The organism is Pseudomonas sp. ICMP 3272 (assembly GCF_001466905.1).
Taxonomy (GTDB): Bacteria; Pseudomonadota; Gammaproteobacteria; order Pseudomonadales; family Pseudomonadaceae; genus Aquipseudomonas; species Aquipseudomonas amygdali.
Genome location: NZ_LKEK01000052.1, coordinates 55,599 through 81,882, shown reverse-complemented (window position 1 = coordinate 81,882; position 26,284 = coordinate 55,599). Strand labels below are relative to the sequence as shown.

Below are 26,284 nucleotides of genomic sequence, written 5' to 3'. Positions count from 1 at the left end.
TGTGAGAGTAGGTCATCGTCAAGATTAAATTCCAGAAACCCTCATCGCTTACGCGTTGAGGGTTTTTGTTTGTCTGGGGTTCCACAAACCTCTGCATTCTCCTGAACTCATAATCCCACCTCTCCGGCAGTCATTCAGACGAACATGCTTATGGCAATCCAGCGCGCTTGCCCTTATGGTTCGGCATCAGGTTCTACGCACCGGTCAAGGAAGCAAGCATGTCCGTTACAACCTCTCTGAGTGCAGGTTTCATGGTGGTCCAAGGCAACCGCCCGGATGAGCTGCGCAGCCTGGTTGTGTCGTGGATGCGACGTTATCCATTGGCCCCCCTGGAAAACGAGATTGCTCTGGTGCAGAGCAACGGCATTGCGCAGTGGTTGAAACTGGCCTTGGCCGAGGACGCTCAGGATGAAGATAGCGGCGGCTGTGGCATTGCCGCAGCCATAGACGTCCAATTGCCCGGTAGCTTCATGTGGACGCTGTACCGCATGGTTCTCGGAAGCGATGAAATCCCCTCGACTTCCTTGCTCGACAAGACCCCGCTGACCTGGCGCTTGATGCGCTTGCTCCCTGAACTCATCAATCAGCCGCACTTTGAGCCCCTGCAGCGTTTCCTGACCGACGACACTGATCTACGCAAGCGCTATCAATTGTCCGAGCGCCTGTCAGATCTGTTCGACCAATATCAGGTTTACCGCGCCGACTGGCTGGAAGACTGGGCCGCTGGCCGCCATCAATTGCGCGACGTACGAGGTCAGTCCAGACCATTGTCAGCTGCCAATTGCTGGCAGGCCGAACTGTGGCGTGCGTTGCTGGACGACGTCGGGGCTGAAGGGATGTCGCAGAGCCGCGCGGGCGTGCATCAGCGTTTCATCGAGCGCATCGGCACCATGACCGAAGCGCCGCCGGGCTTGCCGGCACGGGTCATCGTTTTTGGCATTTCGTCGTTGCCCGCACAAGCGCTTGAGGCGTTGGCGGGTCTGGCGAAGTTCAGCCAGGTTCTGCTCTGCGTTCACAACCCGTGTCGCCATCATTGGGCTGATATCGTTGCTGACAAAGACCTGCTGCGTCACCAGTACAAACGCCAGGCGCGCAAGACCGGAATGCCGATGGTCCTCGACCCGCAAGCGCTGCATCAGCATGCTCATCCGCTGCTCGCTGCCTGGGGCAAGCAGGGGCGCGATTACATCAATTTGCTGGACAGCCATGATGATCCGCGCAGCTACCGCTCTTCGTTCAAGGACGAGCGGATTGATCTGTTCAGTGAAGTCGAGCCCACCAATCTGCTGAACCAGTTGCAGGATGATATTCTCGAGCTGCGCCCGCTGGATGAAACCCGTGAGCTCTGGCCGGCAGTCGATCCGCTGGAAGATCGCTCGGTCCGTTTCCATGTTGCGCACAGTGCGCAGCGCGAAGTGGAAGTGCTGCACGACCAGCTATTGGCACGGTTCAGCAAAGACCCTGGTCTGCGCCCGCGTGATGTGATTGTCATGGTCCCGGATATCGACAGCTACGCCCCGCACATACGAGCGGTATTCGGGCAAATCGAACGCGAAGATCGTCGCTTCATTCCCTTTACGCTGGCCGACCAGGGGCAACGTGGCCGCGAACCCTTGCTGATTGCCGTTGAACACCTCCTAAAACTCCCGGACAGTCGCTTTCCGGTCAGCGAAATCCTTGACCTGCTCGACGTTCCCGCCTTGCGCGCGCGCTTCAGGATTCAGGAGCGCGATCTGCCAACGCTGCACCGCTGGATAGAGGGTGCCGGCATTCGCTGGGGTCTTAACGCACAGCAGCGTGCAGGTCTGGGTTTGCCGGATGCGCTGGAGCAGAACAGCTGGCATTTCGGCCTGCGTCGCATGCTGCTGGGTTACGCCGTGGGAGCAGGTGCGGCTTACGACGGCATCGAGCCGTACGATGAGATTGGCGGGCTTGATGCCGCATTGATCGGCCCACTGGTAGCGCTGATTGACGCGCTTCAGGTGGCTCATACGGAATTATCGACACCCGCAACTCCGTACGCCTGGGGAACGCGTCTGCAATCGCTGTTGCAGTTGTTCTTCCTCGCCGACAGCGAACACGATGACTACCTGCTCGCTCAACTTGAAACACTGCGCGAAAGCTGGCTGGAAACCTGTGACGCGGTAGGGCTGACCGATGAGCTGCCGTTGACCGTTGTGCGTGAGGCCTGGCTGGACGGGCTTGATCAGGGGCGTCTGTCGCAACGCTTTCTGGCAGGCTCGGTCAACTTCTGCACGCTGATGCCCATGCGTGCCATTCCGTTCAAAGTGGTCTGCCTGCTGGGCATGAATGACGGCGATTACCCGCGCGCGCAACCGCCGCTGGATTTCGACCTGATGGGCAGCGATTACCGCCCCGGCGACCGTTCCCGGCGTGAAGACGATCGCTACCTGTTGCTGGAAGCGCTGTTATCGGCCAGAGACCAGCTCTATATCAGCTGGGTTGGCCACAGCATTCGGGACAACAGCGAGCGTCCTGCATCGGTGCTGATTGGCCAATTGCGCGATCACTTGGCCAGTGGCTGGAAGCTGGCTGGCGAGACCGACCCGGACGGCAAGCAGGACGATGGTGAGCGTTTGCTGAACGCGCTGACTGTGGATCACCCTCTGCAGCCTTTCAGTGCCAATTACTTCCATGCAGGCACGGGGTATTTCAGCTTCGCCCGCGAGTGGCGCCTGCTGCATGAAACCGACCTTCAGGTGCCCGTACCTCAAGCGCTTTCCCCCCATGAGCAGGAAGAACCGCTGTCCATTGCACAGTTACAGGACTTTCTGAGAAACCCGGTGAAGCATTTCTTCAGCCAGCGCCTGAAGATCTATTTCGAAGTCGCCGAAGCGCCGCTCGCCGATGAGGAACCGTTTGTGCTCGATGCGCTTGAGCGTTACGGCCTCAGTGAAAGCCTGCTCAGCACAGCGATGGCTTCCCCTGACGATATGGATGTCGCCCTGAAAGCCCAGGCACTGAAACTTCAAGCCAGTGGCCTGCTGCCGCTCGCGGGATTTGGCACCTTGATGCAGGACGAACTGATCGAGCCGTTGCCAGACGTTCTCAAGCGTTACCACGATCTGTTGACCCTCTGGCCCGAAACGTTGAGCAGCGCATTACCGATCAGCTTCAGCCATGGCAGTGTGAGTATCGATGGCTGGCTTGGCGGACTGCACCGTAACGCTGGTGGTGAGCTGTTGCTGGTCACGGCGATTCCCAACAGCATCGGCTCGAAAAAGACGCGCAAATGGCACCGGCTGATTCGGCCGTGGGTCAATCACCTGGTGGCCTGCGCCTGCGAGCTGCCTTTGCACACGGCACTGGTGGCCAGTGACGAAACCCTCATGCTCGATCCGTTGGACAAGGACGCGGCCATAACCACCCTGAATCACTTGCTGATGGCCTGGCTGCGTGGCATGCAAGAGCCTTTGCCAGTCGCCGTCAAAACTGCATTTGTCTGGCTGGGCCAGCCCGCCGACAAAGCCGAAGCGGCAGCCCGTAAAGCCTACGAGGGTGACGGGCAGACCACTGATGGCGAGCGCCGCGAAAGCACCGCGCTGGCCCGACAGTTTCCGGACTTTGACGCGCTGGTCGACAGTGAAGAGTTTGCAGGCTGGTGCGAGACGCTCTACAAACCGGTTTACGATGCACCCTGGCAGTCGCTGTCTGGCGGGGAGGGGGGCGCATGAACGAACAATCCCTTCCTCTGGCGCTGCGTTTTCCGCTGCGCGGCAGTCAACTGATCGAGGCCAGCGCCGGGACCGGCAAGACCTTCACCATCTCCGCCCTGTACTTGCGTCTGGTGCTTGGCCACGGCACCGAACAGTCAGGCTTTGGTCGTGAATTGCTGCCGCCGCAGGTCCTTGTGGTGACCTTCACCGACGCCGCTACCAAGGAGCTGCGTGACAGGATTCGTACCCGGCTGGCGGAAGCAGCACGGTTCTTTCGTGACGAGATTGCCGCAACTGACGGTTTGATTGCCGAGCTGCGCGAGCAGTTCGAGGCCGAGCAGTGGCCGGCCTGTGCCAGCCGTCTGGACATCGCCGCACAGTGGATGGACGAAGCCGCCGTCTCGACGATCCACAGCTGGTGCCAGCGCATGTTGCGCGAGCACGCATTCGACAGCGGCAGCCTGTTCACCCAGACCCTGGAAACCGACCACAGCGATTTGCTCGGTGAAGTGCTGCGCGACTACTGGCGCCGCTTCTGCTACCCCATGAGCGGCGACGCGTTGACCTGGGTGCGGGAAAATCTGAGCGGTCCGGCGGCGTTGTTGCCGCGTGTGCGAGGTTTGTTTGGTCGTGATCGCAGCCCGCTCACTCAAGAGCCCGCCGAACTGATCGAGGCGTCATTGCAGGAGCGCCGAGCAGCGCTCGCTGCCCTGAAAGCGCCTTGGGCCGCCTGGGCTGAAGAGCTGTATGCGCTCTGTCAGGACGCCGTAGCCCGCAAAGTGGTCGATGGCCGCAAGATGCAGGAGCGCTACTTCAAGCCCTGGTTTGAAAAGCTTGCCGCATGGGCCGCTGACGACACACAGGAAACGCTGGACCTAGGAACCGGTTTCACTCGCCTGACCCCGGAAGGTGTTGCCGAAGCCTGGAAAAGTGATCCGCCTTCACATCCTGCTTTCGAGGCCATGGCACAGCTGAAAGCTGCGCTGGACAGCCTGCCCAAGCCGGATGCCGCGGTGTTGCAGCATGCGGCGCAGTGGGTAAGCGCCCGCTTTGAAGAAGAGAAGCGGCGTCGCGCCGAGATGGGGTTTGACGACATGTTGCTCAGGCTCGATGCCGCCCTGCACAGCGCTGGCGGCGAACGTCTGGCCACCCTGATACGTGAGCAGTTTCCAGTAGCGTTGATCGATGAGTTTCAGGACACCGACCCGGTGCAGTACCGGATCTTCGACAGCATCTATCGCCTTGAAGGTAACGACGAGCAGACCGGGCTGTTCCTGATCGGCGACCCCAAGCAGGCGATCTATGCGTTTCGCGGTGCCGATATCTATACGTACCTGCGCGCCCGGCAGGCCACCGATGGCCGTTGGCACACGCTGGACACCAACTACCGCTCCAGCCATGCAATGGTCGCGTCGGTCAACCATGTCTTCACGCGCGCAGAGCAACGTACACAAGGTCGCGGAGCGTTCCTGTTTCGTGATGATCAAGGCAATCAGGTACCGTTCTCCGATGCGCTGGCCCAGGGTCGCAAAGAGATCCTGGAAGTCGACGGCGCGCCACTGACTGCACTGATGGTCTGGCATCTGGAAAGCGAACAGCCGGTGTCCGGGGTTATTTATCGCCAACAGTTGGCGGCCAGTTGCGCCAGCGAGATCGTGCGCCTGCTCAACGCCGGTCAACAGGGCCGTGCCGGTTTCGCCATGCTTGATAAACCGCTGCGCGGGCTGCGTCCGGCCGACATTGCGATTCTGGTCCGAGATGGCAAGGAAGCGCAGGCGGTGCGTCAGCAACTCACCGCGCGTGGCGTGCGCAGCGTTTATCTGTCGGACAAGGATTCAGTGTTCGCCGCTCAGGAAGCCCACGACCTGCTGTCCTGGCTCAAAGCCTGTGCCGAGCCCGATTCCGAACGTACGCTGCGTGCCGCGCTGGCGTGTATCACGCTGGACCTGCCGCTGGCCGAGCTGGAGCGTCTGAATCAGGACGAACTGGCGTGGGAACGGCGCGTCATGCAGTTCCGTGGCTATCGTGCCGTGTGGCGCAGTCAGGGCGTCCTGCCAATGCTGCGCCGCCTGCTGCACGACTTCGCCCTGCCGCAGACGTTGATGACGCGCACCGACGGTGAGCGAGTACTGACCAACCTGTTGCACTTGTCTGAACTGCTGCAGCAGGCCGCCGCCGAACTGGACGGTGAACAGGCGCTGATTCGGCATCTGGGCGACCACCTGGCGCTGTCCGGTCAGGCTGGCGAAGAACAGATCCTGCGCTTGGAAAGCGACGAGCAACTGGTCAAGGTGGTGACCATCCACAAGTCCAAGGGCCTGCAATATCCGCTGGTGTTCCTGCCATTCATTTGCTCCTCGAAACCCGTGGACGGCAGTCGCCTGCCACTGCAGTTTCATGACGCCGACGGCAAATCGCAGATCAGCCTGCAGCCCACCGAAGCGCTGATTCAGCAAGCCGATGACGAACGTCTGGCCGAAGACCTGCGCTTGCTCTACGTGGCGCTGACCCGTTCCGAACACGCTTGCTGGCTGGGCGTTGCCGACCTCAAACGCGGCAATGCCAGCAATTCGATGCTGCACCGTTCTGCGTTGGGTTATTTGCTGGGTGGCGGTTTAGCGCTGGCCGAACCGGCAGAGCTGAAAGTCTGGCTGCGTGATCTCGCGCAAGGCTGCGATGCGATTGCCTTGCAGCCTGTTCCCGAGCCCACTGACGAACGCTTCAGCGCGCCGCGCAACGAAGCCGCGCTGGTCAAGCTGCTGGTACCCAAACGTCGCGCTGCCGAGAACTGGTGGATCGCCTCCTACAGCGCCCTGCGTATCGGCGACACTGTAACTGCCGGTGCCGATGAATCGCCTGACAGCCCGCAGGCACAGAAGCTGTTCGACGACGAGCGCCTGGACCCTGAAGCTCCGCGTGACATTTTGACCAGTGGCGGCGATATCCACCGCTTTCCGCGTGGCCCCAACCCCGGCACCTTTCTGCACGGGCTGCTCGAGTGGGCAGGCAACGAAGGTTTTGCGGTGACCGCGCACGCGCCGGACAAACTGCAGGACGCCGTTGCCCGGCGCTGCAATCGGCGCGGTTGGGCGGGCTGGATCAATACCCTGAGCGATTGGCTGCAGCACATGCTGAACATGCCGTTGCGTCTGTCGCCGGATGCCACACCGGTCGCGCTGGGTGAGCTGGACCAGCCCAATCAGTACCGCATAGAGATGGAATTCTGGTTCGCCAGCAACAACGTCAATGTGGCGCAAATGGACGCTCTTGTGCGCCGCTTCACCCACAACAACGCGCCGCGGGCGGCGACCGAAACGGTCTCGCTCAACGGCATGTTCAAAGGCTTTATCGACCTGACGTTCGAACACGAAGGCCGTTATTACGTGGCTGACTACAAGTCCAACTGGCTGGGCACCGACGACACTGCATACACCGAACTGGCGATGGAAGCGGCCATTCTCGACAAACGTTATGACTTGCAATACGTCCTGTACTTGCTGGCGTTGCATCGTCAGCTCAAGGCACGGATGGCCGACTATGATTACGACCAGCACATGGGCGGCGCGCTGTACCTGTTCCTGCGCGGCAGCCGCTCCGCCTCTCAAGGTGCGTATTTCGTCCGTCCGCCACGCGAACTTATCGAGAGCCTGGACCTTTTGTTTCAGGGTAAACCGTTAGCGCATGACCAGCCGGGAGCATTGGCATGAGCCGCTCGTTTGACGATCTGTTGCCCACCGCGCTGGACGACATCAGCCTCGCTGAATTGAGCCCGCTGACGCGCGTCGGCGATCTGTTGATCCTGCTGGAGCGCTGGGTCGAGCGCGGCTGGTTGCGTGCGCTGGACAAAGCATTTGTCGCGTTTCTCAGCGACCTCGATCCGCAGGCCGATCCGCTGGTGCTGGTCGCTGCGGCGTTGACCAGTCATCAACTCGGCCACGGCCATGTCTGCCTTGATCTGTACGAAACCCTGAAAGAACCGGATTTCGCCCTGTCATTGCCACCTGAGGGCGATCAGCAAGGCGGGACAATGCTGCTGCCCTCACAACTGTTGGCCGCGCTGGATGGCGCCGCGTGGTGCCAGGCGCTTGCAGACAGCATGCTGGTTGCCGAGGTGGGCGATTCAAGTGTCGAGGCGCTGCAAAAACCATTGGTGCTTGCCGAGCGACGTTTATACCTGCGCCGCTACTGGACCTATGAACGGCGTATCGCCGCAGCCTTGCGTCAGCGCCTGGCGCAGAGCGAAGCGCCACCGGAGGATCTCCCGCAGCGCCTGAATGCCCTGTTCGGGCCTGCGAACTCAGCACCTCAAGCCATTATCGACTGGCAGAAACTTGCCTGCGCGCTGGCGACCCGCAAGGGCTTCAGCATCATTACCGGCGGCCCCGGCACCGGCAAGACCACCACCGTGGTGCGCTTGCTGGCGTTATTGCAGGCCCCTGCGGTGCAGAGTGGTCAGCCGTTGCGCATCCGTCTGGCGGCACCTACCGGCAAGGCGGCGGCCCGGCTGACCGAGTCCATCAGCCAGCAGGTGCAGAGCCTGGACGTCAGCGACGACGTGCGCCAGAAAATTCCCAGCGAAGTCACCACCGTCCACCGCCTGCTTGGCAGTCGCCCCGGTACCCGGCACTTCCGCCATCACGCAGGCAACTTACTGCCACTGGACGTGCTGGTGGTTGATGAAGCATCCATGATCGACCTGGAAATGATGGCCAATCTGCTCGACGCATTACCGCCGCATGCGCGCATGGTGCTGCTCGGCGACAAGGACCAGTTGGCCTCCGTTGAGGCGGGTGCCGTTCTGGGCGATTTGTGTCGCGACGCTGAAGAAGGCTTTTACAGTGCTGAAACTCAGGCCTGGCTTGAAGCCGTCAGCGGCGAAGACCTCAGCAAAGGCGCCTTGCGCCAAGGCGATGCGCAGCAGCACCCGTTGGCACAACAAGTGGTGATGCTGCGCCACTCGCGTCGTTTTGGCCAAGGCAGCGGTATCGGCCAGCTGGCCCGACTGGTCAACCAGCAGCAGGACCAACAGGCCCGCGCGCTGCTTGCGGCTGGCAGTCACGACGACCTGTTCGCCCTGGCCCTCAAGGGCGAGCAGGACCTCAAGTTCGAACGCCTGGTCCTCGACGGGCTTGGCAGAGGCGAGCAAGGCCCGCAGGGTTATCGCCATTACCTGAACGTACTCGCCGCCGGGCGTCCCGCCGATGATTCGGCTCTCGACGACCAGTGCTGGACGCGATGGGCGCGCTTGGTACTCAGCGCCTTCGACGCCTTTCAATTGCTGTGCGCTGTGCGCAAAGGCCCGTGGGGCGTGGAGGGCCTGAACCAGCGCATCACTCACGCGCTGTTCAACGCGAAGCTGATCGAAAGCGAACAGCAATGGTACGAAGGCCGTCCGGTGCTTATGACCCATAACGACTACGGCCTGGGCTTGATGAACGGCGACATCGGCATCACCTTGCGCCTGCCCGAGCGCGACGGCGACGGCAAGCAAGTGCTACGTGTCGCGTTCCCGCGCAACGACGGCAGCGATGGCGTGCGCTTCGTCCTGCCCAGCCGTCTCAACGAGGTAGAAACCGTGTACGCCATGACCGTACACAAATCCCAGGGCTCGGAATTCGCCCACACCGCCCTGATCCTGCCCGAAGCGCTCAACCCGGTACTGACTAAAGAACTCATCTACACCGGCATCACCCGCGCCAAACACTGGTTCAGCCTGATCGAACCCCGCCAGGGCATCTTCGAAGAAGCCCTGCGCCGCAAGGTCAAACGCCTGAGTGGGCTGATGTTGGGGCTTTGATTGCGTTCAGGCTCTGAGCCTGATCTTTACTGAGCAGCGTAGATCCGAAGTAGACCGTCATGGGCCACAATCCATATGCCTGGCGACTAGGCTAGAGTTCCGTTGAACAAGGCAAAGGTATAAGGACATGACCGCGGATAAAGCTTGCGCTGTGGTGGTAAGAGGCCGTGGAACGTTGGAAATCCTGGCGTTTGAGCACCCGTTGGCAGGCCTGCAGCTGGTAAAAGGCAGTGTGGAGCCAGGCGAATCTACCGAAATGGCTGCTGTACGAGAACTCATGGAAGAGGCCGGTATTCAGGCGACAGTCAGGCGACATTTGGGTGAGTGGCGTTCCCCTGTAACCGGGCACACCTGGGCATTTCACGAGTGCCTCGTGGCCCAGGACCTGCCCGATAACTGGGTGCATTTTGCAGAAGATGATGGCGGGCATGAATTCAGGTTTTTTTGGCACCCGCTGATGTCTGATCCGTCCGAAAGATGGCACCAGATGTTCAAGGAAGCTTTGAAATTTCTAAGGATTACCCTTGCTGAAGCCTGAGCGTACGTTCAACCCTTCTTGATTAAGTTAGCCAGCACCCTCTGATGCAATAGCAACTGTCCAATTCTGCTCGCCCGCTTTGTCGATCGTCATTGGTCGTAATCCACATACCGCGCCATAAGGTTAGGGCGGCTAAACGTATCGATCGCATAAACCCGCTGCCACATGGCATCGACCTCGGCCTTGAACGTGGCGTCATCCATGTCGATCCAGTAGCGAGGGTCGCGGCCGCGCTGCTGATCGTAGCTGGCAGTGACCGGATCCAGGTGCCGGTACGGTTCAAACAACGGGATGTCCGGAATCGGGCCGCTGGTGTCCATGTAGTTTTGCAGGAAGTCCCAGAGTGCGCAGGGGCGTTGCTGGAAATCGTCAGGGCTGAGCAGTGCGTGGAAGTTGATGGACTGCTCTTCGTAGCGATGCTGGAGCATCAGACCGTGATAGCAGCCATGACGATCATGCGTGGTAGTCATGTAGGCATCGAACTCGTAGAACGGCGCGATGAACTCGTCGATCACCCCTTCTTTTCGATGTCGTTTGTAGCCGAAGATCGTGACCAGCCCCGTTCTGCGATTGAGCTCCCAGAGTGGGCCTTTTGGCGGACGGAACCAGATGCGGGGAAAGTGATTGATGACGATATGGCCGACGACCCAAAAGACCAACCAAGGTCCCATAAGAATCGGAAATGTTTCGATGATATTATTAAAGTACAGGGTGATGGCTGAATCAGTCGGCTTATTGATACCCAAGAAGCTTACGAGCAGGAACATGGGAAATAAAATAATGAAAGACCATTTTCCACCCTGTTGCATGAATATCCATAATTGCGTTTTTAACGGGAGCTGAGCAAAGCGGAATCGCTCTTGATCATACTTTTGATGCAAGTCAACTGATTCAAAGATAGCCGGTGCATAAGTATTTTCAGCTTTCTGTTGTATCGCTTTTATCTGGTCTTTTTGCCAAAATCTCATGCTCTCAGGTGTGAAGTTTTTCATGAGTTCAATAGGCACTGCCTCCTGAGTTGAGGACCAAGGCAGGCGTATGGCACCAGACAAGATAGTACGGGGCTTAAGTGCACATGATTGCCGTAAGATGTTGTCTGGATTGTATGAGTGGGAGCCGTAATAAAGCCTATGAATTGATTTAGTCATTAGGCTCAGCCTTGTAAGTTATTTCATCTGCCCAAAATGGTTTGTTAACCTTATTGAAGTCTGGTTTGGTCCATGCCTCGCTAAACTGGGTTTCGTCCTTTATCGGCGGAGCCGGGAAATATCGATTTTCCGCACCACGTGTCAGAGTGAACTGTGCCCGTACTGCCCACTCGAAATGATGGGTCGTATTGGCAGTTGATAAAGCCGTATTTGCTGGTGTGGAGAAAAAAAGCTCCAGAGCTTCAGGATAAAGGCGCTGGGCTTTAGGCAATTCTGGTCTGAGAGCATTTTCCGTATTTGTCTGATAGGGCATCCCATCATTGCTCGAAACGTCGGTAACATGCTTCAGCCTACATTCGGCTTGGATATTGAGGCCGTCCAGCTTGTCAATCAAACCCGGTAAACGACTCTCTAAGCGAATAATCGTGTCTGAACTTCTTATCGCATGAGGTATTTCTACGTGAAAATCAAATGCTGCTCGCGGATCAAAGTTCGGGTTTTTGCTGATGTTGATATTGATGCCGGCAAGCAAATTTACAAGTCGATAGAATGCTTCCAGCGGGTCGTTTAAATAGTGGTTCGTCTGATTGCTTTGCCCGAATGGGCCATTTGCCAGCCAGGATTCCATTGGTGTTGCACTTAGTAAGGCGACTATCCCTATACCTGTACCGATCAGCAGTAACGCGATCCAGCTCAGAACATTTAGCTTGAACAGCTTTGCCATTCCTCCAAATCCTGTACCCAGTGTGCCTGCTAACCCTCCTGTAGATATCAGCAGATAACCGTATGTAGCTTGATCGTTCCACTGCCAAGCAGACCAGGCGTCGTAGAGGTTTAATCCGGTCAAAGCTACACCAGATAGAGACTGTAAGATCAATCGGGCGGTAAGCTCTTTAGTTAAAATGTTACCAAGTGAAGTGCCAAGCCAGCGTTTTGCCTGAGTTTCTGAAACTGTTATTAATGTCTTTCTTGAGAATGCAATAGCAGACTGTGTGCCGGAAAGTTTTACGGCTAGGGCCTCTAATGCGATCAGCAAGTCTAATCCGGCGCTAAGCACGCCACCGGATGCTCGAGATTTATTTTTCTCCCTAACCGTTTGCTCCCAAGCAGACGCCTCCGAACTCACATTCCAAACCTCCAGCATCAACACCGCCAGACAGAACGGTGTCGACCCCAGCACCCGATAAGCCGCCTTGTTCTTCTCCGAATCCAGCCCCTCAATGGCCTCACTCAGCCCGCTCTTCGCCCGAATATGACCCAGCTCCGCGTCACCCACCGCGCCTGCTGCTTCCCGAACTTTTTTAAGCGTTCGGTTCATGTCGCCGATCACCTGCGCGGTTTTGTGGCCGCGTGGGATCACCAGCACCAGATGGTCGCCCTTGGGCAGGAGGGTAGAAGAGGGATGCGGTGGGGCGATGTCGCCAAATGGCGTTCCGTCAGGTCTCAGGTATTCGCCGTAACGTGTTTTTGGCAGCGACTCTCTGCCGGGCAGGTCTTCCAGGCCGAATACGTAGTGTTGCGGCGTGACCTGATTACGGCGGATCAGGAAGGCCGCACCGAAATGCTCGGGCATCATGCTGCGCAGTTGTTGAACGCCCCGGCCTTGGCGATTGACATTGATCTTGTCGGCGCTGGTGGGCTCCGCAAGAACGTAGACCCGGTCAGCCAGCAAACGGCCCCGGACGTTGGCATTGGCGCTGTTTGCATTACCTTTGGCTGACGCAAGAGTCTGGCTGGCTTTGGCGACGGCGTTCGCAGCGCCATCTGCGGCGCTTTGCAGGTTTTCAAAGATCCCGACCAGCGCCGCTGTTGTGGCTTTGCCGTTGTTGATCAGGAAGAAGTTCTGCAGGCTTTCGCCCGCCAGCAAGTTAGCGAGGGTGGTGGCGTCCAGTGTGACTTGGGCGATGGGGTCAGGCGCTGGCTGAGTCTCGAAACGGGCCAGTTCGGTGGCGCGAAAACGGCCGTCGCCTTTGTTCTCGTCATCTGTAACCGGCACGACATAAGGCGCGCAAGCGGTCTGTAGATCGCATTCGGGCCAGAGCATGAGGTGCAGGGGCGACGTGTCATCGCTGGCGATCTGGTTCAAAAACTTCTGCCCAAGGCTCACGGCCTGATCCCATAGCCCAACCCCCGTGACCGCATCCACCATGTCGCCNCCAGGGTCGCCAGCGTCCGACTCAACTCATACATCGCCGCCACGTAGTCGAAACCTTCCAGGCTCAGGTGATCCGCCAGCATTTGCTCCGTGGCGCTTTGTTTAAGGCTGGCGACCAGCGCGTCCTGAGCACTGAGCATGTGCCGCCAGACCACCGCAGGCTCATGCAGCTTGGCCATCGCCGCATGCAGCGGGTTTTCCTGACCGCGAATACTGCGCGGCACCACCAGTTGCTGCACCAGCAACGCGCTGGCATGGTGTGGGTGAAGAACGGCGTGTCGGGCGCACAGCGCGAACAGTTGCTGGCACGTATCGACACGTTGCCGCAGATGACGCAGTCGATAGCAGGCATCGTCCAGCAGCACGCCGCAGACCTGCCGCTGGCGGGCGTTTTCCAGCACATCGACGACACCGGCCTGTGCTTCCCAGAGCACCCCCGCATCGACGGGCTCGGCATCCGCTTCGATCGGCAAACTGGCGAGCAGCGCGTCGGCCATCGCTGTCAGCTCCAGGTGCCTGACATCCTGCACAGCAACACCTCTGCCAGCCTGAGCGAGAAATGCCTTGGCTTCTCTGAAGGACTCGACCGGAAACTGCCCCGACAGATCACACAGATACCGCGCCGGATGATCGAGCAGCCTTTCATAACCGGGCTGGCGGGCGCGCTGCGGTGCAGCCAGGCTGACCGGAAACGCGTTGTATTGCAGATTCAGCCGGGTCGCCTTGATCGGGGCGATGAGTGCCTGGGCGACAGGGTTTTTGGCATCAAAGCCGGAAAACGCATCGAGCATCGCCTTGCCATCGGGCTTGCCCTTGTACAGGTCCTTGAAGCGCATTTTCGACCCGCTCAGGTCTGGGCTGTTGCAGCGCTGATTTCTTGAAGCCGCGTCTTTTTCCAGACGCTCAAGGCGTGCCGCGCTGAGCTGTATTTCCGAGAAACACAACTGTAGCGTCTGCACGTGCCGGTTGTTCCAGAGTGCCGGCAGCCAGATGTCCTCAAGCGCCTGGCCAGTGGCCTTGCGCTCGCCCGCTAAAAACCCGCTTTGCTGACGATATCGGGCCACGTCGATGTCGTGATACGTGTTGCCGGTTTCGCTGACGTGGATCTCCAGCTCGCGCCACAGCTTCTCCTGATAAAACACGTACACATAACCCGCGCGAGCCAGCACCGGTGTACCCATGTCGTCCACCGTTTTCGAACCGGGCAATGCCACGAACGGTAATACCGGAACGATCTGGTTGAACTGCGCATCGGCCTGTCGCGGCGTGACTTTCGTGCCACTGAGCAACGGCAGGCGAATCGGCTCGCCTTCAAGGGTCGCGATTTGCAGATCAAGACGCCCGCCGTCGATGTGATCCCAGACTTTCAGGGTGCTGCTGAACAGCTCGTTTACCAGCCTTTCCGATTTGGCTTGATAGATTCGATTGCCATCAGGGCCGACCAGCAAAACCTGCTGCTGGTCCGAGTGCTTCTTGCCCACGATCTGGACGATCAGTTTGTCCATTTCGCAGGATGGTCCAGCGCTCAGGCTGCCGTTGGTCATTGTGTGAATTCCCTGCTCTGGCGTTGGTAATCGATACCGTCGAGGCCCAGACATAAACGAACAGTTGGGCTAGTTGAATGCCATGAAAGCTAACAAGAACAGTGCCAAATATTTTTTACTTATTTAAATCAAAAGGTTAGGAGTTAAATTTGAGTCGAGAGTGATTTTTCAGTCGAAAATCCAATAAAACCTGCGCGAGATTCTGCGTGCGATTACGAGATGTTGCGCAACGCCGTCAAAGCGCCGCTAAGCGAGGCTCGCAAGCGCTTAAGTGATCTAAAGCGACCGCTGATTGCGCAACCTATTGCGCACCACTCCCCAAACCGCAACGCAGCCCTATCCCCGAGCGTCTCAACCCGGAAAAACGTTCTAAGTTAATGACTAAACAGTCTTTTTTATATTACCAAATGCGCTATATCGTCATTCCCCAATAACTCAAGCTCATAAGGGAATTCACGATGCGGCGTCTGACAGCTCTGGCTATGGCAATCACAATCAGCGGTTCAGCCTGGGCTGCAACGCCCCCGGATACGTTGGTGGTGGCGCGCTCGATAGACGACATTGCCAGCCTGGACCCCGCCGAAAGTTTTGAAATTACCGCGACCAATACCCTGGCCAATATCTATCAGCGCTTACTTGAGCCAGACCGGCAGAACCCGGCCAGCCTGGTGCCTGCCCTGGCATCCAGATGGAAGGCGGGTGACGACGACAAGAGTCTGGTTTTCGAACTGCGTGACGGTGCCAGATTTGCCTCGGGCAACAGTGTTCGCCCGGAAGACGTCATTTACTCACTGAGCCGCGTGGTCAAACTGAACAAGTCGCCTGCATTCATCCTGGGTGAGTTGGGCTGGACGGCGGAAAACGTCGACAGCTTCCTGACCCGGGTGGATGACCAGCATGTGAAGATTTCCTGGCCAGCAGCGGTAGGCAGTTCATTTGCGTTGAGCATTCTGTCTGCGACGCCAGTGGGCTTCATTGTCGACGCGGTAGAGGTCGGCAAGCATACGAAAGACGCTGATCTGGGCAACGGCTGGCTGAAAAATCATTCAGCCGGTACGGGTTCCTATGCGCTGCGCAGCTACGTGCCGCACGAGGCGCTGGTTCTTCAGGCCAATCCTAATGCCATCAAGGCCCCCAAGCTGAAAACAGTAATCCTCAAGAACGTCACTGACCCGGCAACCCGACGTCTGTTGGTGGTGCAGGGCGATGCTGACCTTGCGTTCGATCTGGGCGCAGACCAGTTCAGCGCTCTGGAAAAGCAGAAGGGCGTCAGTGTGCAGCGATTCCCGTCCTCAATGATCTATTACCTGGCCATCAACAGTGGCAGCACGCAGGCGCCTGCACTGAAGAACCCGGCGTTCTGGGAAGCTGCTCGCTGGCTGGTTGATTATCAGGGCATTTCCAAAAATCTGTTGAAAAACCAGTACAGCGTCCACCAGGCATTCCTCCCTGAGGGCGTCATCGGCTCGCTGGTCGACAAACCGTTCAAACTGGACGTCGATAAAGCCAAGGCCGCCTTAAAAACGGGTGGTATTGCCGAAGGCACGAAAATCGAACTCAATGTGTTCAATCAACCTCCCTACACAGATATTGCCCAGGCGCTGCAAGCCAGTTTTGCCAAAGCCGGCATAGAGATTTCAGTGCGTCCGCTGGTAGAAAGCGAGCTACTGGCGAAAATGCGCGCCCGGGACTTTCAGCTGATCTTCACCTACTGGGGGATGGATTATCTGGATCCTCACTCTAACGCGAGCGCCTTCACTTACAACGTCGCCAACGGTCCGAAAACCATCGCCTGGCGCACTCAGTGGGATATCCCGCAACTGAGCCAGGAAACCCGCACGGCTGCTGCCGAACGTGACCCGCAAAAACGTGTTGCGCTGTATACCGACCTGCAAAAAACTGTGCAGCAAAGCTCGCCATTTGTCGTGGCGCTGCAAGGTCAGAACCAGGTCGCGGTACATGACGGCGTGCAAGGTGTGTTACAGAACATCACCGTTTCGCTGCCGTATTTTGATCAGGTGAGCAAAAGCAAGTGAGAGCAGGGGCTTCACGCAGAGTGAAAGTGGCGGCCAGCGGACTGTTGTCGTTGTCGATAACACTGATCGGCCTGTTGTTCTTCACATTCATGCTGACCACTCTATCGCCAGTCGATCCGGCGCTAAGGATTGCTGGCGATCACGCCAGCGAATCGTCGCTGGCCCAGGTTCGAACCGATCTGGGCCTTGATCAACCTTGGCCAGCGCGGTTCGGTCGATATCTGGACAACCTGGGGCAAGGAGATCTTGGGGTTTCCATTACCTCCGGGCAGCCCGTGCTGGAAGGTTTGAGCCGTGCGCTGCCAGCCACACTTGAGCTCGCGACCCTGGCCATTCTGCTGGGCAGTACCCTCGGCCTGTCATTGGGCCTGCTGGCAGCGTGGCGGCCGGGAGGCTGGGTTGACGGGCTGGTGCGGCTGGTCTCGCTGATTGGCTATTCGGTGCCGATCTTTTGGCTCGGTCTGCTGATGCTCCTGCTGTTCTACGCCAGGCTGCAATGGACTGGCGGGCCAGGCCGTCTGGACGATTCGTACCTGTACACCCTTGAATTGAGCAGTGGATTGATGTTGTGGGACACCTGGCGCTCTGGCGAAAGCGGCGCGCTGGCCAACGCCTTCAGTCATCTGGTCTTGCCTGTTCTAGTCCTGGCGTTTTACTCGATGGCAGGCATTTGCCGCATGACACGCTCCGCGCTGCTGGGAGAAATGGGCAAGGAGTACGTCGTGACTGCGCTGGCCAAGGGGGCGGGACGTGGTCGGGTGCTGTTGCGCCATGTGTTGCCGAACGTTGCCGGGACGCTGGTGGTCGTCGTTGCCCTGTCTTACGCCAGTCTTCTCGAAGGCTCGATTCTCACCGAGACGGTCTTCGCCTGGCCGGGTATCGGCCGCTACCTCACCACGGCGTTGTTTGCCGGTGACGTACCAGCGATCCTCGGTAGCACGCTGGTTATCGGACTCTGTTTTGTGGTCGTCAACGGCATCGCCGATGTGCTGGCTGGCATGATCGATCCGCGAACACGGGGGGTGTCATGAGTGTTTCCGTAGCGTTCGACAATATAGTGGCTCGCAGCGGATGGCGTCGCTCACCCGCATTACTCATCGGCGCGTCGATTATCGGGGTGCTGGTACTTGTGGCGTTGCTGGCGCCGCTGTTGAGTGGTTTTGATCCCAATACGCAGAATATTCAGGGGCGTCTGCTGCCGCCGTCTGCCACCCACTGGCTGGGCACCGATGCGTTTGGCCGGGATCTGTTCACACGCCTGCTTTACGGCACACGCCCGACCTTGCTGCTGGTAACGCTGGTATTGCTGCTGACCTTGCCCATCGGTTTGCTGGTGGGCGTTACTGCCGGCTTTTACGGCGGCTGGGCCGAGCGAATCCTGATGCGCCTGACCGACATAATCATGGCCTTTCCGCAATTGGTGCTGGCCTTGGCGTTTGTCGCAATTCTGGGGCCGGGCCTGCTCAACGGGGCACTGGCACTGTCGCTCACGGCATGGCCCGCGTATGCCCGTCAGGCAAGGGCGGAAACCAGTGTATTGCGCAACAGCGACTATCTGGCCGCAGCTCACTTGCAGGGCATACGTGGCATGCGTCTGTTGATCGGTCACGTCCTGCCGCTGTGCCTGCCTTCGGTGATCGTGCGTGTAGCACTGAACCTGGGCGGCATCATTCTGGCCGCCGCAGGGCTGGGATTTCTTGGCCTGGGTGTCGAGCCACCGACTGCGGAATGGGGCTCGATGGTTGCCGACGGCAGCCGGGTCATCTTTGATCAGTGGTGGGTCGCCGCTGCACCGGGAATCGCGATATTGCTGACGAGCCTGTCTTTCAACCTGCTGGGCGACGGTCTGCGCGATGTACTGGATCCTCGTCATGACTCATGAACAATCGCTGTTGAACGTGCAGGGCTTGCGGATCGGTTTTCCAGGCTCGGGCCCGGAACTGATCGAGGTGGTCAAGGGGATCGATTTCACTGTGGGCACTGAAAAGGTCGCGCTGGTGGGTGAGTCCGGCTCGGGCAAGTCACTCACCGCGCGTGCGTTGCTGGGGCTTGTCGCATGCCCCGGTCAGGTGACCGCCGAACACATGAGCCTGGCAGGCGATGACCTGCGCAGCCTTACGGCAAAGCAATGGCAGGGCCTGCGCGGTACTCGTCTGTCACTGGTGTTGCAGGACCCCAGGTATTCGCTCAACCCGGTGCTCAGGGTCGGCACTCAGGTTGAAGAGGCGCTGGTGTTGCATACCCGGCTGGGACGCCGTGAGCGTCGCGAAAAAGTACTCGACATGCTGGAGGCTGTAGGCTTGCCCAACCCGCTGGCCCTGTATGACAGCTACCCCCACGAACTGTCCGGCGGCATGGGGCAGCGGGTGATGCTCGCCGCAATGCTGATCAATGATCCGCGCCTTTTGATTGCCGACGAACCCACCTCGGCACTCGACAGCGGCCTGCGCGATCAGATTCTGGAGTTGATTCTGGGCCTTGTCGAACAACGCAACATGGGGTTACTGCTGATCAGTCATGATCTGCCTCTGGTGGCGAAATATTGTGACCGGGCGCTGGTCATGTACCGCGGGCGGATTGTCGACCGATGCAACGCCGCCGAACTGGCAACTGCCAGTAACCCCTACACGCAGACGCTATGGCGCTGTCAGCCCTCTGCTCTGACCTATGGTCAGGCACTTGCGACCCTTGATCGCAAACTAATGGAGGCGCTGCCATGAGCGTGGTGGATATCAATGAACTGACGGTAAGCTTCAAGCGTGGCCTGCATGCCTTTACTGCACTGCAGATGGCAGAGTTGAGAATCGAACCGGGCGAATGCTTCGGTCTGATCGGCGCGTCAGGCTCTGGCAAGTCGACTTTGCTGCGAGTACTCGCCGGCCTCCAGCGCGACTGGCAGGGCAGTGTGAACCTGTTCGGGCAGCCGCTTCACGCGCAGCAAGCCTTCACGGGAACCTTGCGTCAGCAGGTGCAGATGGTGTTTCAGGACCCTTATGCATCATTGCATCCGCTGCACCGGATCCGCCGCAGCCTGCGCGAGCCGCGGCAGATCAACGGCCTTCCTTTCGACGAGGCCAATCTGGTTGCTTCGATGGAACAGGTGGGCCTGTCGGGTGACATGCTCGATCGCTACCCGCATCAACTGTCCGGCGGCCAGCGTCAGCGCGTTGCCATCGTTCGTGCGCTGCAATTGAATCCAGCACTGTTGTTGCTGGACGAACCGACCTCGGCGCTGGACATGACCGTTCAGGCGGAAATACTCAATCTTCTCCAGGCCCTGCGTCGCGACACGGGCATGACCATGATTCTGGTCAGTCACGACATGAATACCATTGCCCATTTGTGTGACAGGGCACTGTTGATCCGCGAGGGACGTGTCGAGCGACATCTTGATCGTGCGGCACTTGGCGTATTGGCGGGGGCGAACCACTGATCGATTTCCCGGAAGAAATTTACGTCGAAAGTGGTACAAAAAAGATACACATCGCGTTTATTTGTCGCTCGAGTGAATCACTTGTATACAGCGCAGATCAACGCATTGCGGACCAATGACCCCGATTTTACGCAGCGGCGGCGGGCTTTTTGAAAAAAAGAGCGTGGACTCGGGATATAACACTAATTAGAATCAGTCTCATTTGGCGCACCCATCGCTCAAGGCTTTTGACATGACTGAAGCAGCGACGCTATCACAGCAGACCTTGCATTCCCTTTACCGCGATCATCATGGCTGGCTGGAAAGCTGGTTGCGTAAACGCATGGGCAATGCCTGGGATGCTGCGGACCTGAGTCAGGATACGTTCCTGCGTGTACTGTCCAGCTCTCAGCAGATCGCCGATATGCAGGAGCCACGCGCGTACCTGCTGACCGTGGGCAAGCGCCTGCTCAGTAATTTCTATACTCGCCGCAGCCTGGAACAGGCTTACCTCGAAGCGCTGGCGCAGTTGCCTGAAGACAGCGTGCCGTCCCCCGAACAGCGCTGGCTGCTGCTGGAAACCCTGCAGGCGCTGGACGAGTTGCTCGACGGTCTTTCGGCAGTGGTGCGCCGGGCGTTTCTCTGGAGCCAGCTCGAGGGGCTGGGGTATCGGGAAATCGCAGAGCGCCTGGATGTTTCCGAACGCACCGTCAAACGTTATATGGCGCAAGCCTACGAACACTGCCTGCTGGTGGATTGGTGATTCGCTCGGCACCTTCTAACGAAGAACGCGAGATAGTACGCAGGGCGGCGCAGTGGTTGGCGCTTCTGGAATCCGGCGGCGCCAGCGAAGAAGATCACGCCATGCTGCAGCACTGGCGCGACAGCTCTGCCAGTCATGAGCGCGCCTGGCAAAAGGCGCAACAGCTGCGGCAGCGTTTTTTCGGCCTGCCTGCCAATCTGGCTATGGCTACTTTGGATCGTCCCGACAAAGCAAGACGCGCGGCGCTCAAAAGGGCGTTGGGCGCTGTGGCATTGGTCCCTACCGCCTGGCTGGTGGGCCGTCAGTTGCCGCTGGATGTCTGGCGTGCCGACCTGCAAACCTCCGTCGGCGAGCACAAACGTCTGTCCCTGGCCGACGGCAGCACCTTGCAACTGAACACCGACAGCGCGGTGAATGTTGATCTGGGTGCACGTCGAGTCACCCTTGTGCGTGGCGAGATCGCACTCAAGGTGCAGGGCAGGGCAGCACTGACCATCGAGGGCCCCTACGGGCGCGTCGTGGTCAGTCAGAGTGAAGTCTGTGTACGTCTCAACCAGAGCGACTGCCGTGTGTCGGTGGTCAGCGGCGCGGTGCAACTCTATCCGCTGCAGGGGCCGGTGCTGGTATTGCATGCACAACAACAGGTCAGCCTCAAACAGGGCGGAGCCGGGCCTGTCAGCGCCTTCGACGCCTTACTGCCCGGCTGGCGCGACGATGTATTGACCGCACAGAACCAGTCTCTGGGCGATTTCCTGCGCGAGCTTGGCCGCTACCGCCCTGGCTTGCTGCGCTGGGAGCCGGCACTTGAAACCTTGCGAGTGACGGGCAGTTTCAGACTCGATGATACCGACCGCGTGCTTTCGTTACTGGCTGCCAGCCTGCCGGTGGACGTGCAGATGCGGACCCGTTACTGGGTCACGCTGGTGCCTCGAAAAAACATTTCGACAAAAAATAATGCGTGAAGCTGTCCCTTTTTTTTGTCTCGCTGGTCATTTCAGGTAAGTGCACAAAAAATACGAGAGTTTCCCTCTATGTCCGCAGTGTCTTCCTACCGTTTGCGTCCGCTTTTGCATTTCAGCCTGTTGCTGACGTTGAGTTCCAGTCCGTTGTTTGTATCGACCAGTTGGGCCGAAACCTCGGGCAAACGTGCCTATGAGGTGCCGGCTGGCAGCCTGAGCGCCGCGCTCACCCGCTTTGCCGGTCAGGCCGGGGTCAACCTCTCGGTAGACCCTGCGCTGGTGAACGGTCGAAACAGTTCGGGGTTGTCCGGCGAATTCGCGGTCGAGGAAGGCTTTGCGCGCTTGCTGCAAGGTTCCGGTCTGCAACTGGTACCCGTCGGAGAGCAGGCTTACACGCTGATCCCGGCACCTGACAGCGCGAGCGCAGGCCTGCAACTCGCACCCACCTCGATTGTCGGTGACAGCGGCTCTACCGATGGCCAGGAATACGCAGGCGGCCAGGTGGCACGTAAAGGCTCGCAAGGCATGCTGGGTTCGCGGGACTTCATGGAAACGCCGTTCAGCATGACCACTTACACCAAGGATGCGGTTAAAAACCAGCAGGCCCGTACCCTTGGCGACCTGATTGCCAGCGACCCGTCGGTGCGTGCCACCAACCCGGCAGGCGGGCGTTACGAACAATTCACCATTCGCGGCTTCAGCCTGTTCAATAGCGACGTCTCCTATAACGGCTTGTACGGCATTCTGCCCACATACACCATCGACATGGAAATGGCCGAGCGGGTAGACATACTCAAGGGCCCGAGCCAGTTGATTAATGGCATTTCGCCGCGCGGCAGTGTCGGCGGGGGGATCAACGTGGTCCCCAAGCGCGCAACGGATAAACCCATCACCGAGCTGACCACCAGCTATGCGTCCAAAGGGCAGGCAGGCGCGGCGGTGGATGTGGCCCGTCGCTTTGGCGAGGACGACAAGTTCGGTATCCGTTTCAATGGCGTGAAGCAGTCTGGCGACACTGAATGGGATCATCAGAGCGTTGATCGCGAAATGGCCGTGCTGGGCCTGGATTTCCGCGGCGACCGCTTGCGCCTGTCGACGGATATCGGGCACACCGAACGCGACACCGATGCTCCGCAGGAACGCGTGCAGGTGGGTGCCAATGCAAAGGTGCCCAACGCCAACGACGTGCGTGACAACTATGCGCAGTCCTGGAGCAAGGCGCGCACCAAGGATACGTTCGGCGCAGTGAATGCCGAATATGACCTCAGTGACTCGGTGATGCTGTACGGCGGTGTCGGCGCTCGGAAAAGTAACCATGACTTCCTGCGCCATGCGGTATCGGTCACCAACGATGCAGGTGACTTCAGCGTTCAGCCGCGCGACTTCACCCGCGACGAAAATGTTCGCACAGCCACTGCCGGCGCACGCAGCTGGTTCAATACCGGACCGGTCAGCCACGAGGTCAATCTGGCTGCCAGCTATTTCTACATGGACTTTGAAAACGGTGGTGCACGCTACGCAGCCGCGCCGAGCAATCTCTACAATCCGGTCGACACGCCGACACCCTCCAACCCTACGCGGGCCGACTCCAAGGTTTACACCGAGAACCGCTTCAGCGGTGTGGCCCTGACCGACACACTGGGCTTTTTCGATGACCGCCTGCTGCTGACACTCGGTGCCCGCTGGCAGCGAGTCAAGGTTGATGACTGGACCGACAACGTCAAGGGCGACACCTCCTACGACGAGGAAAAGGTCTCACCTTCAGGCGGCATTCTGTACAAAGTGACCGACGACTTCTCGGTATATGCCAACTACATGGAAGGCTTGAGCCAGGGCAAGATCGCGCCGTCGACGTCGGTGAACGAAGACCAGATCTTCCCGCCTTTCGTCAGCCGCCAGATCGAGGTCGGGGCCAAATATGACCTGGGGTCATACGCCTTCACTGCCAGCGTATTCCGTATCAAGCAACCGGCCTACGAGACCAACACAACCTCGCGCGTCTTCGGCCCGAACGGCAAGCGCCGCAACGACGGCGTCGAGCTGACCATGTTCGGCGAACCGCTCAAGGGCTTCCGCCTGCTGGGCGGGGTGATGTACATCGACAGCGAGCTGACCAACACCGTCAACGGCACGTTCGATGGCAATCGCGCACCTGCCACCCCCGAGTACAACGTCAATCTGGGCGCAGAATGGGACGTGCCGAGCGTCAAGGGCCTGACCCTGACCGGGCGGGGCATCTACACCAGCTCGCAGTACCTGGACCAGGCCAACAGCAAAAGCATCGATTCTTCCGAGCGCTTCGACGTAGGCGCGCGGTATGCGTTCAAGGTCGATCAGAAGGACATCACACTGCGGGCCAATGTCGAGAACGTCATGAACAAGTATTACTGGAGTTCGGCCGGAGCGTCGGATGACAGCGAGCCGGGACTGACCCTGTCGACACCCCGGACCTATCTGCTGTCAGCGACTATCGGGTTCTGAGTCAACCGCGCAGCCCAGGGAAGGGCTCACCCGCGTAGTGAAAAAACTGGCAGTCCTCATCGAGGAATAACTTGTGCGGCTATTAAATAATTAACCTGAGTATGAGCATAGAAGAGTCTGTTATATAAGACTCTCTTTCGGTGTTTTACATAAATAACAAGCGCCCCTCTGAGTGATGGCACTTTGAATAATTCCGACGTACAGGGCGGCGTATTCGCGTGCCTTGCAACTTTTTAAGTAAGCAATAATGTTCATTTAAATTTCATCTTGTTTTTTGAAACAACGGGTTGCACTTTCAAGGAAATGATAATAGTTTGCATCCAGCATTTAGCGAGGACTAACCGATGTTGAATAATGGCTTATTGCAGTCTACTACGTCGCAGAAAACCAATGCCAACTATCTGGACAGGCAGAGCAAATTTGAATCCAATGTAAGAAGTTACCCGCGAAAGTTGCCATTGGCCATCGCCAAGGCACACGGCGTATGGGTCACCGATGTTGAAGGCACTACGTATCTGGACTGCCTGGCCGGTGCCGGAACACTGGCTCTGGGTCATAATCACGAAGCCATCATGGCCAGCCTCGACAGCTTCCTGACGTCCGGAATGCCCATGCACACCCTTGACCTGACCACTGCGGTCAAGGATGCCTTCAGCGAGACGCTGCTGAGCCTGCTTCCGGGCCAGGGACGCGATTACTGCCTGCAGTTCTGCGGGCCGTCCGGTGCCGATGCTGTCGAAGCAGCGATCAAACTGGCCAAGACTGCCACCGGTCGCCATAACATCATCAGCTTTTCCGGCGCTTACCACGGCATGACTCACGGTGCTCTGGCATTGACCGGCAACACCGCGCCGAAAAATGCCGTCACCAACCTGATGCCCGGCGTGCAATTCCTGCCGTACCCTCATGAGTACCGGTGCCCGTTGGGTATTGGCGGTGAAGCCGGCACCGAGGCACTGAGTTACTACTTCACGCAGTTCATCGAAGACGTCGAAAGCGGCGTATCGCTGCCAGCGGCGGTGATCCTCGAGGCCGTGCAGGGCGAGGGCGGTGTCAATCCCGCGCCGGCTGCGTGGTTGCAGCAGATTCGCGAAGTGACCCGCAAGCACGGCATTCTGCTGATTCTGGATGAAGTACAGGCCGGCTTCGGCCGTACCGGCAAGATGTTCGCCTTCGAACACGCCGGGATCGAGCCCGATGTCATCGTCATGTCCAAGGCAGTCGGTGGCGGCCTGCCGTTGGCCGTGCTCGGCTTCAAGCGCGAGTTCGACGCCTGGGCTCCGGGCAATCACGCGGGTACTTTCCGCGGCAATCAGATGGCGATGGCCACCGGCCTCGCGACCCTTGAAGTGCTGCAACGGCAAAACCTCGCTGCCCAGGCCGCAAAACGCGGTGACTGGCTCAAGGCACAGCTTGGCCTTTTGCAGCAACGTTATCCGATGATGGGCCAGGTGCGCGGACGCGGGCTGATGCTCGGCATCGAGATTGTCGATGAGCGCAAACCGGCGGACCGCCTCGGCAGCTTGCCAATGGACCCGGAACTGGCCGTTGCCATTCAGCAGCACTGTTTCAAACAGGGGCTGTTACTTGAGCGCGGCGGCCGAAATGGCAACGTGATTCGTTTGCTGCCGCCGCTGATCATTACCGAAGAACAATGCCAACTGGTCATCCAGCGATTCGAGGATGCCCTCAAGGCTGCATTGGCCCAGCTGCGCAAGTAAGCAGTAATAGCAATGACGTTATCACCGCGCTTGAAACAGAACACGCACACAAC

At 58.7% G+C, this 26,284-nt stretch carries 14 protein-coding genes and 1 pseudogene; 13 read left to right on the top strand and 2 right to left on the bottom strand.

Features of this window, described 5'->3' with window-relative positions; translation table 11 throughout:
- Positions 1-218: 218 nt before the first annotated feature.
- From recC to AO068_RS13340, 4 genes are all read left to right on the top strand, one after another.
- Positions 219-3,695, top strand: a complete 3,477-nt coding sequence (gene recC / locus AO068_RS13355; protein WP_058408609.1) for an exodeoxyribonuclease V subunit gamma — start codon at positions 219-221, stop codon at positions 3,693-3,695.
- The gene (gene recB, locus AO068_RS13350; RefSeq protein WP_058408608.1) at positions 3,692-7,384 is read left to right on the top strand and encodes an exodeoxyribonuclease V subunit beta; all 3,693 of its coding nucleotides are present in this window, start codon (positions 3,692-3,694) and stop codon (positions 7,382-7,384) included. Before recC ends, recB begins: the two co-directional genes overlap by 4 nt.
- Positions 7,381-9,474: an exodeoxyribonuclease V subunit alpha gene (gene recD / locus AO068_RS13345; RefSeq protein ID WP_058408607.1), complete on the top strand. Its 2,094-nt coding sequence runs from the start codon at positions 7,381-7,383 to the stop codon at positions 9,472-9,474. Before recB ends, recD begins: the two co-directional genes overlap by 4 nt.
- Before the next feature lie 127 nt (positions 9,475-9,601).
- Positions 9,602-10,012: an NUDIX hydrolase gene (locus AO068_RS13340; RefSeq protein ID WP_058408606.1), complete on the top strand. Its 411-nt coding sequence runs from the start codon at positions 9,602-9,604 to the stop codon at positions 10,010-10,012.
- A gap of 89 nt (positions 10,013-10,101) precedes the next feature.
- Here AO068_RS13340 and AO068_RS28800 read toward each other — a convergent pair whose 3' ends face one another.
- Together AO068_RS28800 and AO068_RS13330 are read right to left on the bottom strand one after the other, a co-directional pair.
- The gene (locus AO068_RS28800; RefSeq protein ID WP_161936588.1) at positions 10,102-11,004 is read right to left on the bottom strand and encodes a hypothetical protein; all 903 of its coding nucleotides are present in this window, start codon (positions 11,002-11,004) and stop codon (positions 10,102-10,104) included.
- Positions 11,005-11,152: 148 nt separating this feature from the next.
- Positions 11,153-14,859: pseudogene (locus tag AO068_RS13330) on the bottom strand (toxin VasX).
- Positions 14,860-15,317: 458 nt separating this feature from the next.
- Between AO068_RS13330 and AO068_RS13325 the strand changes: the two are divergent.
- The 9 genes from AO068_RS13325 to AO068_RS13285 all read left to right on the top strand — a co-directional run bounded on the left by AO068_RS13325 (position 15,318) and on the right by AO068_RS13285 (position 26,231).
- Positions 15,318-16,895, top strand: coding sequence for an ABC transporter substrate-binding protein (locus tag AO068_RS13325; protein WP_057402987.1), 1,578 nt, complete (start codon positions 15,318-15,320; stop codon positions 16,893-16,895).
- A gap of 20 nt (positions 16,896-16,915) precedes the next feature.
- A complete protein-coding gene (locus AO068_RS13320) occupies positions 16,916-17,926 on the top strand; it encodes an ABC transporter permease (RefSeq protein WP_044345200.1) in 1,011 nt (336 codons plus the stop codon).
- Positions 17,923-18,777 carry an ABC transporter permease gene (locus tag AO068_RS13315; protein ID WP_058408605.1) on the top strand — a complete coding sequence of 285 codons (855 nt, stop codon included), beginning with the start codon at positions 17,923-17,925 and terminating at the stop codon, positions 18,775-18,777. The genes AO068_RS13320 and AO068_RS13315 overlap by 4 nt, the downstream gene beginning before the upstream one ends.
- A complete protein-coding gene (locus AO068_RS13310; RefSeq protein ID WP_058408604.1) occupies positions 18,767-19,615 on the top strand; it encodes an ABC transporter ATP-binding protein in 849 nt (282 codons plus the stop codon). The genes AO068_RS13315 and AO068_RS13310 overlap by 11 nt, the downstream gene beginning before the upstream one ends.
- Positions 19,612-20,328, top strand: coding sequence for an ABC transporter ATP-binding protein (locus AO068_RS13305; RefSeq protein WP_058401338.1), 717 nt, complete (start codon positions 19,612-19,614; stop codon positions 20,326-20,328). The genes AO068_RS13310 and AO068_RS13305 overlap by 4 nt, the downstream gene beginning before the upstream one ends.
- Before the next feature lie 232 nt (positions 20,329-20,560).
- The gene (locus AO068_RS13300) at positions 20,561-21,070 is read left to right on the top strand and encodes a sigma-70 family RNA polymerase sigma factor (RefSeq protein ID WP_058401339.1); all 510 of its coding nucleotides are present in this window, start codon (positions 20,561-20,563) and stop codon (positions 21,068-21,070) included.
- Positions 21,067-22,032, top strand: coding sequence for a FecR domain-containing protein (locus tag AO068_RS13295; RefSeq protein ID WP_058401340.1), 966 nt, complete (start codon positions 21,067-21,069; stop codon positions 22,030-22,032). The genes AO068_RS13300 and AO068_RS13295 overlap by 4 nt, the downstream gene beginning before the upstream one ends.
- A 69-nt stretch (positions 22,033-22,101) precedes the next feature.
- Complete coding sequence (locus AO068_RS13290) at positions 22,102-24,510, top strand: TonB-dependent receptor (protein ID WP_054078560.1); 2,409 nt, start codon at positions 22,102-22,104, stop codon at positions 24,508-24,510.
- Positions 24,511-24,854: 344 nt separating this feature from the next.
- Positions 24,855-26,231, top strand: coding sequence for a diaminobutyrate--2-oxoglutarate transaminase (locus tag AO068_RS13285; protein WP_058401341.1), 1,377 nt, complete (start codon positions 24,855-24,857; stop codon positions 26,229-26,231).
- Positions 26,232-26,284: the final 53 nt, after the last annotated feature.

Excerpts from the sequence above, each read along its gene's own strand:
- recC (WP_058408609.1), top strand. The coding sequence starts at position 219 with ATGTCCGTTACAACCTCTCTGAGTGCAGGTTTCATGGTGGTCCAAGGC.
- recB (WP_058408608.1), top strand. The coding sequence starts at position 3,692 with ATGAACGAACAATCCCTTCCTCTGGCGCTGCGTTTTCCGCTGCGCGGC.
- recD (WP_058408607.1), top strand. The coding sequence starts at position 7,381 with ATGAGCCGCTCGTTTGACGATCTGTTGCCCACCGCGCTGGACGACATC.
- AO068_RS13340 (WP_058408606.1), top strand. The coding sequence starts at position 9,602 with ATGACCGCGGATAAAGCTTGCGCTGTGGTGGTAAGAGGCCGTGGAACG.
- AO068_RS28800 (WP_161936588.1), bottom strand. The coding sequence starts at position 11,004 with ATGAAAAACTTCACACCTGAGAGCATGAGATTTTGGCAAAAAGACCAG.
- AO068_RS13325 (WP_057402987.1), top strand. The coding sequence starts at position 15,318 with ATGCGGCGTCTGACAGCTCTGGCTATGGCAATCACAATCAGCGGTTCA.
- AO068_RS13315 (WP_058408605.1), top strand. The coding sequence starts at position 17,923 with ATGAGTGTTTCCGTAGCGTTCGACAATATAGTGGCTCGCAGCGGATGG.
- AO068_RS13310 (WP_058408604.1), top strand. The coding sequence starts at position 18,767 with ATGACTCATGAACAATCGCTGTTGAACGTGCAGGGCTTGCGGATCGGT.
- AO068_RS13305 (WP_058401338.1), top strand. The coding sequence starts at position 19,612 with ATGAGCGTGGTGGATATCAATGAACTGACGGTAAGCTTCAAGCGTGGC.
- AO068_RS13300 (WP_058401339.1), top strand. The coding sequence starts at position 20,561 with ATGACTGAAGCAGCGACGCTATCACAGCAGACCTTGCATTCCCTTTAC.
- AO068_RS13290 (WP_054078560.1), top strand. The coding sequence starts at position 22,102 with ATGTCCGCAGTGTCTTCCTACCGTTTGCGTCCGCTTTTGCATTTCAGC.
- AO068_RS13285 (WP_058401341.1), top strand. The coding sequence starts at position 24,855 with ATGTTGAATAATGGCTTATTGCAGTCTACTACGTCGCAGAAAACCAAT.